Source organism: Maricaulis maris (genome assembly GCF_003634045.1).
GTDB lineage: Bacteria > Pseudomonadota > Alphaproteobacteria > Caulobacterales > Maricaulaceae > Maricaulis > Maricaulis maris.
Map to the genome: position 1 here is coordinate 58,933 of NZ_RBIM01000008.1, position 15,216 is coordinate 74,148.

General features: G+C 61.2%; 15 protein-coding genes. 11 read left to right on the plus strand and 4 right to left on the minus strand.

The window, feature by feature from the left end:
• Window positions 1-18 precede the first annotated feature (18 nt).
• On the plus strand, window positions 19-1,029 hold the full coding sequence (locus C7435_RS15500) for a glycosyltransferase family 2 protein (RefSeq protein WP_121212392.1): 1,011 nt from the start codon (window positions 19-21) through the stop codon (window positions 1,027-1,029).
• Here C7435_RS15500 and C7435_RS15505 read toward each other — a convergent pair.
• Entirely contained in the window at window positions 1,017-1,613 is a 597-nt protein-coding gene (locus C7435_RS15505) for a hypothetical protein (protein WP_075191191.1), read from the minus strand. The genes C7435_RS15500 and C7435_RS15505 overlap by 13 nt on opposite strands.
• A 2-nt stretch (window positions 1,614-1,615) precedes the next feature.
• On the opposite strand from C7435_RS15505, the gene C7435_RS15510 reads away from it, so the two are divergent.
• From C7435_RS15510 to C7435_RS15525, 4 genes are all read left to right on the plus strand, one after another.
• The gene (locus C7435_RS15510; RefSeq protein WP_121212393.1) at window positions 1,616-2,122 is read left to right on the plus strand and encodes a DUF4164 family protein; all 507 of its coding nucleotides are present in this window, start codon (window positions 1,616-1,618) and stop codon (window positions 2,120-2,122) included.
• Window positions 2,123-2,126: 4 nt separating this feature from the next.
• Window positions 2,127-2,552, plus strand: coding sequence for a cell division protein ZapA (locus C7435_RS15515; protein WP_121212394.1), 426 nt, complete (start codon window positions 2,127-2,129; stop codon window positions 2,550-2,552).
• A 196-nt stretch (window positions 2,553-2,748) separates the two neighbouring features.
• On the plus strand, window positions 2,749-3,357 hold the full coding sequence (locus C7435_RS15520; RefSeq protein WP_121212395.1) for a 5-formyltetrahydrofolate cyclo-ligase: 609 nt from the start codon (window positions 2,749-2,751) through the stop codon (window positions 3,355-3,357).
• Window positions 3,354-3,764, plus strand: coding sequence for a hypothetical protein (locus C7435_RS15525; RefSeq protein ID WP_075191195.1), 411 nt, complete (start codon window positions 3,354-3,356; stop codon window positions 3,762-3,764). The genes C7435_RS15520 and C7435_RS15525 overlap by 4 nt, the downstream gene beginning before the upstream one ends.
• 733 nt (window positions 3,765-4,497) lie before the next feature.
• On the opposite strand, the gene C7435_RS15530 is transcribed toward C7435_RS15525, so the two are convergent.
• From C7435_RS15530 to metK, 3 genes are all read right to left on the minus strand, one after another.
• On the minus strand, window positions 4,498-4,980 hold the full coding sequence (locus tag C7435_RS15530) for a hypothetical protein (RefSeq protein ID WP_121212396.1): 483 nt from the start codon (window positions 4,978-4,980) through the stop codon (window positions 4,498-4,500).
• Window positions 4,981-5,090: 110 nt separating this feature from the next.
• Entirely contained in the window at window positions 5,091-6,500 is a 1,410-nt protein-coding gene (gene ahcY / locus C7435_RS15535) for an adenosylhomocysteinase (RefSeq protein ID WP_199288368.1), read from the minus strand.
• Between the two features lie 72 nt (window positions 6,501-6,572).
• Window positions 6,573-7,739, minus strand: a complete 1,167-nt coding sequence (gene metK / locus C7435_RS15540; RefSeq protein WP_121212398.1) for a methionine adenosyltransferase — start codon at window positions 7,737-7,739, stop codon at window positions 6,573-6,575.
• Between the two features lie 251 nt (window positions 7,740-7,990).
• Here metK and metF point away from each other — a divergent pair, with 251 nt between their 5' ends.
• The 6 genes from metF (at window position 7,991) to C7435_RS15565 (ending at window position 15,199) form a co-directional block, all read left to right on the plus strand.
• On the plus strand, window positions 7,991-8,899 hold the full coding sequence (gene metF, locus C7435_RS15545) for a methylenetetrahydrofolate reductase [NAD(P)H] (protein WP_121212399.1): 909 nt from the start codon (window positions 7,991-7,993) through the stop codon (window positions 8,897-8,899).
• Window positions 8,896-9,954 carry a homocysteine S-methyltransferase family protein gene (locus tag C7435_RS17290; RefSeq protein ID WP_233350809.1) on the plus strand — a complete coding sequence of 353 codons (1,059 nt, stop codon included), beginning with the start codon at window positions 8,896-8,898 and terminating at the stop codon, window positions 9,952-9,954. Before metF ends, C7435_RS17290 begins: the two co-directional genes overlap by 4 nt.
• Window positions 9,955-9,965: 11 nt before the next feature.
• Window positions 9,966-12,623: a methionine synthase gene (gene metH, locus C7435_RS15550; protein WP_233350810.1), complete on the plus strand. Its 2,658-nt coding sequence runs from the start codon at window positions 9,966-9,968 to the stop codon at window positions 12,621-12,623.
• 83 nt (window positions 12,624-12,706) lie between these two features.
• Window positions 12,707-13,522 carry a TIGR00282 family metallophosphoesterase gene (locus C7435_RS15555; RefSeq protein WP_121212400.1) on the plus strand — a complete coding sequence of 272 codons (816 nt, stop codon included), beginning with the start codon at window positions 12,707-12,709 and terminating at the stop codon, window positions 13,520-13,522.
• Between the two features lie 210 nt (window positions 13,523-13,732).
• Entirely contained in the window at window positions 13,733-14,002 is a 270-nt protein-coding gene (locus C7435_RS15560; RefSeq protein WP_147422732.1) for a hypothetical protein, read from the plus strand.
• A gap of 135 nt (window positions 14,003-14,137) precedes the next feature.
• Window positions 14,138-15,199, plus strand: coding sequence for a mannose-1-phosphate guanylyltransferase/mannose-6-phosphate isomerase (locus tag C7435_RS15565; protein ID WP_075191203.1), 1,062 nt, complete (start codon window positions 14,138-14,140; stop codon window positions 15,197-15,199).
• The last annotated feature ends 17 nt before the right edge of the window (window positions 15,200-15,216 follow it).

Sequence of the window (15,216 nt, forward strand, 5' to 3'; positions counted from 1 at the left end):
TCGCAAGCTGGAAACCGCGTGTCTGATACCGCTGATACCATCGACATCACTGTCCTGATCGTCGCCTACAAGAGCGTCGGCACGCTCACGGCCTGCCTTGCAGCGCTGCAGGCGCAAACACGGGCTCCGCGTGAAGTCCTTGTCCTGGAGAACGGGTCGCCAGAGGGCCAACGTGTCGGTCCGGCCGACATGCCGTCCGGTGTCCGACTGATCGAAAGCGAAAAAAATCTCGGCTTTGCCGGCGGCAACAATCTCCTGGCAAAGGCTGCGGGTTCGACATGGTTGGCCCTGCTGAACCCGGATGCCTACGCTCGCCCGGACTGGATCGAGCAATTTGAGGCCGCCCGCCGGAAATATCCGGAAATCGCGCTTTTCGGATCGACACAGTTCGCAGCCGGCAAGACCGATGTCCTTGATGGCACGGGCGATTGCTATCATGCGCTTGGACTGGCTTACCGGTCGGGATATGGGCGTCGCGCCGGGCCGTTGGCGGAGGGCGAGGTTTTTGCGGCCTGTGGCGCTGCGATGTTCATTCGCCGCGACGTGTTCGAGGCGCTCGGTGGCTTTGATGAGCGGTTTTTTTGCTACAATGAGGACGTTGATTTGGGGTATCGCGCGCGCCTGAACGGATTGCCGACCGTTCAGTTGGCTGCGGCGATCGTTGACCATGTTGGCTATGGCTCGTCGGGTCGTCGCTCCGAGATCGCGACCTATTATGGCGTCCGCAACCGGCTATGGGTGTTCTTGAAGAACACTCCGGGCTGGTTGTTCTGGCTGCTGTTGCCCGGCCATGTCGCGGTGACGTTTGCGCTTTGGTTGTCGTCGTTTCGATTCGGGCAGGGCGCGTTGTTTGCGCGTGCGATCCGTGACGCCGTTTCGGGACGCGCCGATATCCTCGCGTCGCGCAGGGAGATCCAGGCAAACCGTCGCGTATCACCGATGCGTGTCGCGAGAATGATGAACTGGAATCCAGCGGACTTGTTCACGCGCCGGGCCAAGGTCCGGCCTATCGACGATCAGGGCGCTTGATCCGAGCAGGGCACTGCCTCGAGTGCCGTCAGTTCAACGCGCGACAGGTCCGCTTGGTTCTGGCTGCTGCGCCAGTCCGGCCAAAGACCTACATATCCAAATCCCCACTCGCACGTGGTTGGTGAGAGATCCATGGTGATGGTGTCAAATTCGGGGGCAAGCAGGTGCCGCTCCCAATCCTGTTGACTCCGTCCGGGGGTGAAGAAGTTCAGAAGGGCCTCATCTGCGCCGTTCGAACTGGCGGCTCTCAGCGTGTAAGTCAGCCGGATTCTGTGCCCCTGCAGAGCTTCGATCTCTTCTGTCGTCAGGGTGAAGAACGCGCCCGCAGACTGTATCCCGTCCAACGGGGCTCGAGCGGCAGAAACCCTGGCGAACCGAATCCCGTTCTCGGTCAGGAATTCCACGGTCAAACCATTGCCGACCGTCAACGCTGCCAAGCTTTCGCCCTCGAAGGTGATGCCTTCGGCGCGAATTTCCTCCGGTGTTCGGTGGTTGGTATCTCCGAAGCTCATGGCAGCGGCGATCATGCCGGCGGCCGCGGCAGCGGAGATCGGGTAAAACGCCCAGTCGGGAAGGGAGAGCATTGGTGGCGGAGACCCTTTATTGGGGTGTGACAATGGCGGAAACTTTTGGACTGTTCTGCCATGTCGGTCAAACGGAAGCGCGCCGGGGGCCGAGGTCTGAACCGTCCACCTTTCCGCCGCTTTTCACCGTCATGAATCGGTCTGGAGTCAAAGTCACAGGAGGTGAAGTTGAAGAAGAACTTGAACTTTGGGCCGACGCAGCCGATTCTGGACGTATGAACGTGCGTTCCGACATGCCTGAAGACCCGCTCGAAGTCGTCATTTCCCGCTTGGACAAGGCGATGGGCCGTGTTGAGGGCGTCGCCCGGACGATGCGGGCCCGCGTGCGCAAAGCAGAAATGGCGGCGGTTGAAGCTCGGGACGCCGATGTTGATCGAGCCAATCTGGCAGAAGCACTTGATGAAGCTCGCGGTCGTGAGGCCGTACTGCAAGACGCGGCGCAGTCGGCTTCGGATGCGCTCGACAGCGCCATCAGCGATCTGCGCGGCCTTTTGACCGAGGAGGGGTGAAGCGATGTCGCGCGTGACCGTCACCCTGAATGGCCGGGATTTCACGATTGGCTGCGAAGAAGGTCAGGAAGCGTATCTGCGCGAGCTCGCCGGAACCTTGGACAAGCGCGTGGCCGAGATTTCTGGCCAGGTCGGGCAGATCGGGGATCTTCGCCTTCTGCTGATGGCCTCGCTCATACTGGTGGACGACCTCAAGGAGGCCGACAGCCGCGTCGAGGCGCTTGAAGGGCAGGCACAGCGTCTGCGGCACGAAAATCACGGCGCCGCCAGCCTGCATGCCGAGGCTCGCGGGCGCCTCGCCGACCAGCTCAATCGGCTTGCTGATCGCATGGAGCGCTTGGCCGATGCCTTCGAAAACGGTGACGACGAGGCGAGCGGCGACAGTGACGCATCTGCGCAGCGCGACACGCTCGCGGAAGCTGGCGCTTGAGCTTGGTCGCAATCGGCGCCACATAGGGGGTGGCGGTCATCTGCTGCGTACGAGTGGGGCGTTTATCCTGCGGACCGTACACCTCCACGAGGGAACTGCCTCTGTCTGGGACCCTGGTCCCGTTCAAGTGGTGCCCACCTGAACTGTCGGGTTTGTGGGGATATACACGCGCTGACGGCGCAAGCGGAGCCGCCACATGACTTTTCCCGCAGACAAGCCGGCCCTGCGGTCCCGCATGATCGAACTGCGCCGCATGGCGGCCGAAAACCTGCCGGGGGCCGGTGATGACCTGGCCCGGAATTATCCCGGCGCTTGGTTGCCAGCAGCCGGCGCTCCCGTGGCCGGGTATTGGCCATTGCCGGGTGAAATTGATCCGCGCCCTCTCATGAAGCATCTGTGCGACCTCGGGCATCCCTTGTGTCTGCCGGTTGTGCAGGGGCACGATCAGCCGCTGGTTTTTCGGGGCTGGACAGACGGTGATGCGCTGGAGCGCCGGCCCATGGGCGTGATGGAGCCTCGCGACGACCGGCCCGCGCTCCGGCCGGGGCTTGTGCTGGTGCCACTGCTGGCTTGCGACCGCTCCGGCAATCGACTCGGCTTCGGCAAGGGCTATTACGACTATACACTGGCGGCGTTGCGCGCAGCCGGGCAGGTTCGGGCGATCGGACTGGCCTTTGACTGCCAGGTGCTTGCGACAATTCCCGCAGAACGGCATGATCAGGCTTTGGACGGGGTGGTCACCCAGAGCGGTTCAATGCCGTTTCCGGCCCATCCCGGGACGCCGGATGATCGAGGGATGCCATGACTTTCACCGTCACGCATGATCCCGCCAGTCACGCGGCCTGCCTGACCCATGTCGGACCGGTGGATGCCGAGGAAATCCTGGCGTCACGGCAGGAGCTTCGCGACGTGGCTATCGCCCAATCAGTGCGCGGGGTTTTGATCAATATCCGGGACTCGAGCATCAACGCCGAGCCCGTGCAGATCATCGACAATGTCCAGGGCCTGGTTGATGGACTGGCACCGGGTACGAAATTGGCTTTTGTCAGCAAGGCCGAGGATCAGAAGACGGTGTCCATGATTGTGGCAACCGTTGCCCATTCCTCGGGCCGAAAGGTCGGCCAGTTCCACGAGCTCGAGAAAGCCCTGGGCTGGATCCGGCTGGACTGGGATGCGGCGGTAGCCTCCGGCTTTGTGCCGATTGTCGACTAGCTGGCAGGGCAAGGCGGTGCTGAATGGTCTTGTTGCCATGGAGCGGGCTGTGCGAGCTTTCCCGCCAGCCCACGCTGTGGGGAAGAACCACTTATCCCCCGCACAAACTACCGCAAGCCGTCATCCTGACGAAGGTCAGGACCCAGTCTCGCACACCCGATTTCACCAAACCCTGCAACGACTTCGCGTCGCAGACTGGGTCCCGATTGTCATCGGGATGACGGTGTGTGGGGTGGGAATAGAGGTAAACTTATCCTCCCCCTTTGCCAACCGACATATAATGGCTTCGGTTTTCGGGACGGGAGGCACGAGCTCAGTCACTTGTGCCCGGAAACGAGCGGAGCCTGTCCGCGCGTCGGATGTGACAGTCCGAAGTTCCGGCAGGGCGTGCGACCAGGTCGCGGGGCACTAGACGACCGACCCCATCTACCTGACGCATTGGAATCGGGGGCGAGAGCGTCCGGGAAATCTCCCATCTTTTTGTTCAGGAAGGCTTGGCGGGATGTCGAGGACATCACGGACACCGCAGACCACCAACAGGACACCCCGGTGTCCGCCGACATCCCGTTCCCTCCCACGCTTCGGCGCAATCGCGGCCGAAGACGCAGGTGTATGGCCTCACGGGGGCTATGAATCGGGTTGCCTCCGTCTGCCACAGCCTGCCGCAATGGCGCTCAGAGCTCGCCGACCTGCCAACGCCGATGGCGGCACGGGTGGCCTGGCGCTGTTGTTGCTAGAGTTTGTAGGAGCCGGGTGTTTCGTGAAAAATGGCGTCCGCGTAGGCGACGAAGTCCGGTGACAAGCCAACCCTGCCGAATGATTCCCAGATCTCTCTGCCGCCATCGCAGTCGAGGATGAATTCGAGGTCCTTGAGGACGGCATGCCATTGGCTCTTTGGCAACAGGGCGTCGGCGTGCAGCTCGAACATGACGCTGTAGATCTGTAGAAAATGCCCGATGAGGATACCAAACTGCAGCCGCTCGTCCGGGTCGAGCTGGGCGTAGGACTCGATGCCGCGTCTGAACATTGAAGCGGTCGGCTTGCTGCCCACTGTCAGCGAATGCATCTGCCCTGTCGCTTCGACAAACTGGTAGCGCGCGGCGGCCTGCAATTGCTTGGTGTTCTGGCGGACTTGCAGGGCCAAGTACAGCAGTGTCGGCCCGACCAAGAGGACCGCGACGATCTGCGAAATCAGATAGGCATCGTTCAATGTCATGACGGTTCCCCCACCGCGAGACTGGACGATTCCCCGCTCTGCGTCACGAGTGATAAAAAGGGCGCCTCGCCGGCTGGCAAGGCGCCCCTTCCTTGTTCGGGTGCGTCGTCCTAGTAGCGGTAGTGCTCGGCCTTGAACGGGCCGTGTTGCGGCACGCCGATATAGTCGGCCTGCTCTTCGGACAGCACGGTCAGCTTGGCGCCGAGCTTGTCGAGGTGCAGGGCCGCGACCTTCTCATCGAGATGCTTGGGCAGGATGTAGACTTCGTTGCCGTATTGATCGCCTTTGGTCCACAGCTCGATCTGGGCCAGCGTCTGATTGGTGAAGCTGGACGACATCACGAAGCTCGGGTGACCGGTCGCATTACCCAAGTTCACCAGGCGGCCTTCCGACAGCAGGATGATGCGGTGGCCTTCCGGGAAGTTCACCAGGTCGACCTGCGGCTTCACATTGGTCCACTGATAATTTTTCAGGCTCTCGACCTGAATTTCATTATCGAAATGGCCGATATTGCAGACGATGGCCATGTCTTTCATGGCGCGCATGTGATCGACGGTGAGGATGTCCTTATTGCCGGTCGCGGTGACGAAGATATCCATCTCGCCGATCACGTCTTCGGCCAGAACGACTTCGAAACCGTCCATGCAGGCCTGCAGGGCGCAGATCGGGTCGATCTCGGTGACGTAGACGCGGGCGCCGGCACCGGCCAGCGATTCCGCCGAGCCCTTGCCGACATCGCCATAACCGAAGACCAGCGCCTTCTTGCCGGCCATCATCACGTCGGTGCCGCGACGGATGGCATCGACCAGGCTTTCGCGGCAGCCATAGCGATTGTCGAATTTCGACTTGGTGACGCTGTCATTGACGTTGATGGCCGGGAAGGGCAGCTCGCCGCGCTTCTGCATCTGGTACAGGCGCATGACGCCGGTCGTGGTCTCTTCGGACACGCCCTGGACGGCGGCCTTGGCTTTGGCGAACCAGCCCGGGGTCGCGGCGATACGCTTCTTGATCTGCGCGAACAGGAAGGTCTCTTCCTCGGACTTCGGATGGTCAAGAACGGACGGGTCGTTCTCGGCCTTCTCGCCAAGGATCAGGTACATTGTGGCGTCGCCACCATCATCCAAGATCATGTTGGCGGTTTCGCCGTTCGGCCAATGGAAGATGGCGTCGGCATAATCCCAGTATTCTTCCAGCGTCTCGCCCTTGGTGGCGAAGACCGGCACGCCGGTTTCCGCGATCGCGGCGGCGGCGTGGTCCTGGGTCGAGAAGATGTTGCAGGAGGCCCAGCGGACTTCGGCGCCGAGCGCGGTCAGCGTCTCGATCAGGATCGCGGTCTGCACGGTCATGTGCAGCGAGCCGGCGATGCGGGCGCCTTTCAGCGGCTGGCTGTCCTTGTACTCTTCGCGCAGGGCCATCAGGCCCGGCATTTCGATCTCGGCCATGTCGAATTCGATCCGGCCCCATTTGGCCAGCGACATGTCCTTGACGACATAGGGTTTGTCCGCAGCAAATTGCGTCATGACCATCAGGTCCTTCTGTATCGGTGTTCTCAGGGCGATAGGGCCGGTGACTTGGCCCAGCTCATATCAGGATCAAAGGAGAGAGCGAAGCTCGTCGGCGAGATCGGTGCGCTCCCAGGAAAAGGCACCGTCATCGGTCGGCGTCCGGCCGAAATGGCCATAGGCGGCCGTTCGGGCGTAAATCGGCTTGTTCAATTGCAGGCGCTCACGGATGCCACGCGGTGACAGATTGGCCAGTTGACGCAAGGCGTTTTCCAGCTTGGCTTCGTCAACGCGGCCGGTGCCGTGCAGGTCGACATAAAGCGAGAGCGGCTTGGAAACGCCGATCGCGTAGGAAACCTGGATTGTGCAGCGCTTGGCCAGTTCGGCAGCGACCACATTCTTGGCCAGCCAGCGGCAGGCATAGGCGGCCGAGCGGTCGACCTTGGTCGGGTCCTTGCCGGAGAAGGCGCCGCCACCATGCGGTGCGGCACCGCCATAGGTGTCGACAATGATCTTGCGGCCGGTCAGGCCGGCATCCCCGTCCGGTCCGCCGATCACGAAGGTGCCGGTCGGGTTGACGTAAAACTCGTCTTCCGGCGGGAACCAGCCCTCGGGCAGAACCTCGGCGACGACCGGGCGAACCAGTTCGCGGATATCCGCTTGGGTCAGCCCGTCTTTGTGCTGGGTCGAAACGACGACAGAGGTGACGCCGGCAGGGACGCCGTTCTCGTAGCGCATGGTCACCTGCGATTTGGCGTCGGGTTCGAATTCCGGTCGCGCGCCGGATTTTCGAAGTTCGGCCATGCGCTTGAGAATCTGGTGCGAATAGGTGATCGGCGCCGGCATGAGCTGCGGCGTTTCGTCCGAGGCGTAGCCGAACATGATGCCCTGATCGCCTGCCCCCTCATCCTTGTCGCCGCTGGCATCAACGCCCTGGGCGATATGCACTGATTGCTCGTGCAGGAAGTTCTGCAGATTGGCGGTCTGCCAGTGGAAGCCATCCTGCTCATAACCGATATCACGTACGGCTTCGCGGGCGGCCGCCTCGATCTCGCCATCGTCGATCTCTGCGGCGCAACGGACTTCGCCGGCCAGCACGATCTGGTTCGTGGTGGTCAGGGTCTCGCAGGCGACACGCGCTTCCGGGTCCTTGCCCAGGAAAAGGTCGACAATGGTGTCGGAAATGCGGTCGCACACCTTGTCCGGATGGCCTTCGGAAACACTTTCGGACGTGAAGATGTAGGAAGAACGGCTCACTGTGGAATCCTCATATAAGGAAAGCTTTATATCGTCGGGTAGACCAGATGTGGCGAGCGGATGCAAGCCTTGTGCGCTTCGCAGAAGATTTCACCAGCCCATATAGGCGCCGCTGTCCAATACGCCAATTCACCCCTAGCCAATCACATCATATAAAGATATCTTTATGTCGTGATGTTGATATTGTTTGGGTCGATGGTCGCTGGCGAACGCGATCTGTCGGTGGACATTTTATCGGTGAAAGGTGCCCCATGAGTGCGGATGGACAGACAGCGCGGAACACGAATGGCCTGGCCGTTTCGTTCGAATTCTTCCCGCCGAAGACCGACGCGATGGAGGCGACGCTTTGGGAGTCGATTTCGCGCCTCGAACCGCTCCAGCCTGACTTTGTGTCGGTGACTTACGGTGCTGGCGGGTCAACCCGCGACCGGACACACCGCACCGTGCACCGCATTGTCGAGGAAACCTCGATCCGGCCGGCCGCCCACCTCACTTGTGTCAGCGCAACGCGCGAGGAGGTCGACACGGTTATCCGCGACTACTGGCGGTCCGGTGTTCGGCATATCGTGGCGCTGCGCGGTGATCCGCCGGATGCGATCGGCGGCGCCTATGTTCCGCCGGCAGGCGGCTATGCCAACGCCGCCGAACTGTCGCGCGGCATCCGTGATGTCGGTGATTTCGAAATTTCCGTCGGTTGTTATCCGGAGACGCATCCGGAGAGTCCGAATGCCGATTTCGACATTGATTTGCTCAAGGCAAAGATCGATGGCGGGGCGACCCGTGCAATCACGCAATTTTTCTTCGACCCGGATATCTATTTCCGTTTCCGGGACCGGGCAGCGCGGGCAGGCATCACGATCCCGATCATTCCCGGCGTGATGCTGCAGCCGAACTTTAAAGGCCTCAAACGCATCGCCGGCCTGTGTGGCGCCAGCCTGCCGAGTTGGCTGCATGAGGCCTATGAGGGCCTTGATGACGATGCCGGCACGCGTCAGCTCGTGACGGCGCATGTGGCGGCAAAATTGTGCGGCAAGCTGCGGACCGGCGGCGTCGACGGGTTCCACTTCTACACGCTCAACCGCGCCGAGCTGGCTTTGTCGACCTGTCAGTTGTTGGGCGTGAAGGCCTGCGAACGCGAAAGCGAGGCGGTGGCGTCATGACCCGGATTGATCGTGTCAGCGCGCTCGAGCAGGTCGCGAGCGAGCGCATTCTCATTCTCGATGGTGCCATGGGCACGCAGATCCAGGACTTGAAGTTGGACGAAGCCGGCTATCGCGGTGAGCGCTTTGTCGACTGGGGTGTCTCGATCAAGGGCAATAACGACATTCTCAACCTGTCGGCTCCCGACGCGGTCAGGGCAATCCATCACGCTTATTTCGAGGCTGGCGCCGATATTGTCGAAACAAACACGTTCTCGGCGACCGCGATCGCGCAAGCGGACTACGAAATGCAGGCGCTGGCGCCGGAAATTGCCCGCGAGGGCGCACGTCTGGCGCGCGAGGCAGCTGACTGCTTCGCTGGAGATACCGGGCGCGTGTGCGGTGTTGCCGGTGCGATCGGGCCGACCAACAAGACGTTGTCGATCTCACCGGATGTGAATGATCCCGGGCATCGTGATGTTGATTTCGAGACCGTGCGGGCAACCTATTTTGAGCAGGTCGAGGCGATGGCGCCTCATGTTGACTTTTTTCTCATCGAAACCGTTTTCGACACGCTCAATGCCAAGGCGGCGATCAAGGCATTGCTCGATTTGCGCGCCAGCTCGGGTGAGCACGTCCCGATCATGATTTCCGGAACAATCACGGACCGGTCGGGACGGACGCTGTCCGGTCAGACGGCAGAGGCGTTCTGGTATTCGGTCCGGCATGCCCGGCCGTGGGCTGTTGGACTTAATTGTGCCTTGGGGGCCGATGAGATGCGGCCCTATATCAGTGAAATTTCGCGCGTCGCCGACACCTTGATCCTGGCCTATCCGAACGCCGGCCTGCCCAATGATATGGGCGAGTATGACGAGACTCCCGACCAGACAGCCGCGCATCTTGGTGAATGGGCGAACTCCGGCTTGGTCAATATTCTCGGCGGGTGCTGCGGCACAACGCCGGATCATATCCGCGCCATCGCAGCGGCGGCGAAATCCGCGGATCCACGCCGTCCCGCCCGACGCAAGCGCGCCACGCGCCTGTCGGGGCTGGAACCTTTCGAACTGGCGTCCTGAGGCCCTGTTTCATGTCCAAATCTGTACCCAGTTTCGTCAATATCGGCGAGCGAACCAATATTACCGGCTCAGCCCGCTTTCGTAAGCTGATCACCGAGGGTGATTACGCCGAGGCCGTGTCCGTTGCCCGTCAGCAGGTCGAGAACGGCGCCCAGATCATCGATGTGAACATGGATGAGGGCTTGCTCGACAGCGTGGAAGCGATGACCCGTTTCATGCGTCTGATCGCCGGCGAGCCCGACGTGGCGCGTGTCCCGGTCATGGTCGACAGCTCCAAATGGGAGGTGATCGAGGCCGGGTTGCAGAACACGCAAGGCAAGGCCATCGTCAATTCGATCAGCCTCAAGGAAGGCGAGGCTCAGTTTCGCGAGCATGCCGGCAAATGCCTGGCCTATGGCGCAGCGGTCGTGGTGATGGCCTTTGACGAGACCGGCCAGGCGGACACCGCAGCCCGCAAGTACGAGATTTGTGAGCGGGCCTATAAAATCCTGGTCGACGAGATCGGTTTCCCGCCGGAAGATATCATCTTCGACCCGAATATCTTTGCCGTGGCGACCGGGATCGAGGAGCATAACAACTATGCCGTCGATTTCATCGAGGCGACCCGCCGTATTCGTGACAATCTGCCGGGCTGTCACGTCTCGGGCGGCCTGTCGAACATCTCCTTTTCCTTCCGCGGCAATGAAACCGTGCGCCGCGCCATGCATTCGGTCTTCCTCTACCACGCCATCAAGGCGGGCATGGATATGGGGATCGTCAATGCCGGCCAGCTCGACATTTATGACGATATCGAACCCGAGCTGCGGGAATTGGTCGAGGACGTCATCCTCAATCGCCGCGCTGACGGGACTGACCGCCTTCTCGAGGCGGCTGAACGCTATCGCGGTCAGGGCGCCGGACCGGCCAAGGTGCGTGATCTGAAATGGCGTGATGCCCCTGTCGGTGATCGCATCCGTCATGCCCTCGTCCACGGCATCAATGAATTCATTGTCGACGACACCGAAGAGGCCCGTACGTCTTTTGACCGGCCGCTGCACGTGATCGAGGGGCCGCTGATGGACGGCATGAATGTCGTCGGCGACCTGTTTGGCGATGGTAAGATGTTCCTGCCGCAAGTGGTCAAGTCGGCTCGCGTGATGAAGCAGGCCGTTGCCCACCTCATCCCGTTCATGGAGGAGGAAAAGGCCCTGACCGGCGATCAGGGCAAGTCGAACGGCAAGATTGTCATGGCCACCGTCAAGGGCGATGTGCATGACATCGGCAAGAACATCGTCGGCGTCGTGCTGCAATGTAACGGTTATGACGTGATCGATCTTGGCGTGATGGTTCCGTGTGAGAAAATCCTCGAGACGGCACGCAAGGAAGGCGCGGATATCATTGGCCTGTCCGGTCTGATCACCCCCTCGCTCGACGAGATGGTGTTTGTGGCGTCCGAGATGGAGCGTCAGAAGGTCGATATCCCGTTGCTGATCGGTGGCGCGACGACCAGTCCCGCGCACACGGCGGTCAAGATTGATCCGTCGATCCATGTGGCGCCCGTCGTCCATGTGCATGACGCCAGCCGGGCGGTCGGTGTGGTCTCGAAACTCCTGTCGGATCAGCGCGATGCCTATGCAGGCGAGGTCAAGGCGGAACTGGCCAAGATACGCGAGCGCCGTCTTGCCGCCCGCTCGGCGAAGGCCCGTTTGCCGATCGCGCGGGCGCGGGAGAACGCTTGGGATTGCGATTGGTCCACCTATGAACCGCCGGTGCCGAACCGCCCCGGTGTCACCACGCTCCAGCCGGATCTCGCCAGCTTGGTCGATTATATCGACTGGACGCCCTTCTTCTTTACCTGGGAGCTCAAGGGCAGTTATCCGGCCATTTTCGAGGACCCCAAGCGCGGTGAGGCGGCCAAATCCCTGTTCGCCGATGCCCAGGTGATGCTCGATCGGATCGTCAAAGAGCAATTGCTGCAGCCACGCGCCGTGGTCGGGTTCTGGCCGGCCAATCGCGATGGTGATGATGCAGTCCTGTTCACCGATGACACGCGTGAGACCGAATTGGTGCGGTTTTACGGGCTGCGCCAGCAAGCCGCCAAGGACAATGATCGCCCGCATCTCAGCCAGTATGATTTCCTGGCGCCCGCCGGTCACGCAGACTGGATCGGGGGGTTCGCCGTCACGGCTGGCGACAATGCGGAGCTTTTGGCGCGTTTTGAGGCCGATAAGGACGATTACAATTCCATCCTGTTCAAGGCGCTCTCCGACCGTTTGGCTGAGGCGGCTGCCGAATGGCTGCATGAGCGGGTGCGTCGTGAGCATTGGGGCTATGCGCCGGACGAAGAATTTTCCAATCGCGACCTGATTTCAGAGGCCTATGACGGCATCCGGCCAGCGCCGGGTTATCCGTCCCAGCCGGATCACTCCGAGAAGCGGACCCTGTTCGGCTTGCTCGATGCCCAGGAAAAGGCGGGCATCGGCCTGACCAATTCCTTCGCCATGATGCCGGCCTCGTCGGTGTCCGGCATCTACCTGTCACATCCCGACAGCCATTACTTCGCCGTTGGCCGGATCCTGCGCGATCAGGTCGAGGATTATGCGCGTCGCAAGGGCTGGACGCTTGAAGAGGCCGAACGGTGTCTGGCCCCGATCCTTGACTATGTCCCCGGTGCCGTGGACGCCGCCTGATCCGGATGTATCAGTCATGACTTGGACATTCGGTGCCTGATGCGCCATATCCGTCGACCTGATCGCAGACGGAGCCCTTATTCATGCGCCTGGCCTTTTTTGGAGACATTGTCGGCAAGACCGGCCGCCGCGCGATCGAGGATCATCTGCCACGCGTGCGCGAGGTGTTGAAACCCGACTTCATCGTCGTCAACGCCGAGAATGCGGCGGCCGGGTTTGGTGTTACCGAAAAGATTTGCAACCAGTTGTTTGATCTGGGCGTCGATGTGCTCACGCTGGGCAATCACGCGTGGGATCAGCGCGAGACGTTGAGCTTCATTGACCGCGAGCCGCGTCTGCTGCGTCCCGCCAATTATCCGGTCGGCTCGACCCCGGGCGCCGGCGCCAATCTCTATGATCTGCCGGATGGGCGCCGGGTCTTTGTCATGAATGTGATGGGCAATCTCTTCATGGAGTCGCTGGATGACCCTTTCACAGCGGTCGAGCGAGAGCTTTCCGCGGCGCCGCTGGCGGTGGTTGCGGACGCCGTAATCGTCGATTTCCACGGGGAGGCGACGAGTGAGAAAATGGCGATGGGGGCCTTCTGCGACGGTCGGGCGAGCCTCGTTGTCGGCACGCACACCCACGTCCCGACAGCCGATGCGCGCGTGTTGCCGGGCGGCACGGGCTATCAGACCGATGCCGGCATGTGCGGTGACTATGACAGCGTGATCGGCATGGACAAGGAAGAGCCCCTGCGCCGTTTCACCACACGCATGCGGTCCGGCCGCTTCGAGCCGGCGACCGGCGAAGCGACCATGTGCGGTGTCTTCGTCGAGACCGATGACGCCACCGGCCTGGCCCTTCGCTGCGAGCCGATCCGGCTCGGCGGGCAACTCGCCGAAGCGCTTCCCGCGTGATGTGACAATTTTGCTGCGATGCAGCGGATTCCCTGTGGTTCGCCGTTGCTACTGCTTGATGTGCGCAAAATCGTCGATACCGTATCTTGACGTCGCGCCGCTGCCGCTGTGACCCCGATCACGGTCGGTCAGGCGGGAAGGGCGCAGAATGTCATTTGGTGGGGCGGGAATGGGCCCCGACCGAGTGACACGAGGTGTCAGGGGGAGAGCGTGTTCAAACAAACGATCCGGTTCGATGACGTGCGGTCGGCACACGAGTTCGACCAGCATCTCGCCGCTTTTCTGCGCGCATTCGATGCCGAGGAGGGCCATGACGACGCCTGCGTCTTTGCTACGGGTGGCGTCGATGGAGACGCCTATGTCCGTGTTGTTCAGACAGACAGCGCATTGGTGCTGGGGCGATTGTTGAATTATTTGTCGGCCAGAGATTTTCCGCCCGCGACGTCAGTTCGCGCGCAGTACGCGGAGTTGGCCAACTGAGTTTGGCATCTGTTGTCGTTGACCAGAGCGTCGCTTCCTGACACAGCGCGGTTGTAATGTCGCGTCGATCTGCTTCATTCATGTCCTCGATTGTTAGCGGGAGGAAACGCTGTGGCGTTGGTTGTACCGGTTATCATGTCCGGCGGGTCAGGAACACGGCTCTGGCCGCTGTCCAGGACCGCGCATCCAAAACAGCTCCATGCCCTGGTTTCCGACATGACGATGATTCAGGAAACCGTCTCCCGGGTCGCCGAAACGCGGAAAGATTTCCGCTTTGCTCCGCCGATTGTGATTCTCAACGAACGTCAGCACGCACTCGCCCGCCTTCAGCTTGATGCGCTCGGCGTTCGACCATCCCATTTTGTCGTCGAGCCGGTTGCCCGCAACACGGCTGCAGTCGCTGCAGTGGCTGCAACGCTGGTCGCTCGGGAACATGGTGATGATGCGATCGTATTGCTGTTGCCGGCCGACCACCATATTCGGAAGCCCGACGCGTTCCACGACGCGATCGAAGCCGCTTTGTCACTGGCAAATTCGGACCACATAATTACCTTCGGTATCGAGCCGTCCACGCCGGAAACCGGCTATGGCTATATCGAACGCGGTGAACCCGTCGCGACCGGCTACCGGGTCAAGCGGTTTACTGAAAAGCCTGTCAGGGAGGTTGCCGAACGCTTCGTCGCGGCCGGCGATTTTTACTGGAATGCCGGCATATTTATGTTCGGGTCAGGCGCTGTGCTGGCGGAGATGGATGCGCTTTGTCCGGATATCTCCGTGATCAGTCGCGAAGCCTTGGCCAATGGAATGGTTGACGGCGACCTCATCACGCTGTGCGCCGACGCTTTTTCGCGATGCCCGGCCAATTCGTTCGACTATGCGGTGATGGAAAAGACGGAACGGGCTGCCGTCATTCCTGCCGACATCGGATGGTCCGATGTCGGTGCCTGGAACGCGTTGTGGGAGATCGCTGACGACAAGACGCCCGAAGGGAATGTTTCCCGCGGTGACGTTCATTTCGTCGATACACAGAATTCCTACGTAATGGCCGCCGGGCGCCGTGTCGGGGTCGTGGGTTTGGACAATGTCGTTATCGTGGTCACGGATGATGCGGTTTTGGTGAGCGACGGGGCGCGGACGCAGGATGTCAAGGTATTGGTCAATGCTCTCGTTGATGAGGGGCGCGGCGACCTGCTCTGAATGACGCGGCAATGTGG

Coding starts and splice junctions, on each gene's coding strand:
- C7435_RS15515 (WP_121212394.1), top strand. CDS start 2,127: ATGTCGCGCGTGACCGTCACCCTGAATGGCCGGGATTTCACGATTGGC.
- C7435_RS15525 (WP_075191195.1), top strand. CDS start 3,354: ATGACTTTCACCGTCACGCATGATCCCGCCAGTCACGCGGCCTGCCTG.
- C7435_RS15555 (WP_121212400.1), top strand. CDS start 12,707: ATGCGCCTGGCCTTTTTTGGAGACATTGTCGGCAAGACCGGCCGCCGC.
- ahcY (WP_199288368.1), bottom strand. CDS start 6,500: ATGACGCAATTTGCTGCGGACAAACCCTATGTCGTCAAGGACATGTCG.
- C7435_RS15505 (WP_075191191.1), bottom strand. CDS start 1,613: ATGCTCTCCCTTCCCGACTGGGCGTTTTACCCGATCTCCGCTGCCGCG.
- metH (WP_233350810.1), top strand. CDS start 9,966: ATGTCCAAATCTGTACCCAGTTTCGTCAATATCGGCGAGCGAACCAAT.
- C7435_RS15520 (WP_121212395.1), top strand. CDS start 2,749: ATGACTTTTCCCGCAGACAAGCCGGCCCTGCGGTCCCGCATGATCGAA.
- metF (WP_121212399.1), top strand. CDS start 7,991: ATGAGTGCGGATGGACAGACAGCGCGGAACACGAATGGCCTGGCCGTT.
- C7435_RS15565 (WP_075191203.1), top strand. CDS start 14,138: ATGTCCGGCGGGTCAGGAACACGGCTCTGGCCGCTGTCCAGGACCGCG.
- C7435_RS17290 (WP_233350809.1), top strand. CDS start 8,896: ATGACCCGGATTGATCGTGTCAGCGCGCTCGAGCAGGTCGCGAGCGAG.
- C7435_RS15530 (WP_121212396.1), bottom strand. CDS start 4,980: ATGACATTGAACGATGCCTATCTGATTTCGCAGATCGTCGCGGTCCTC.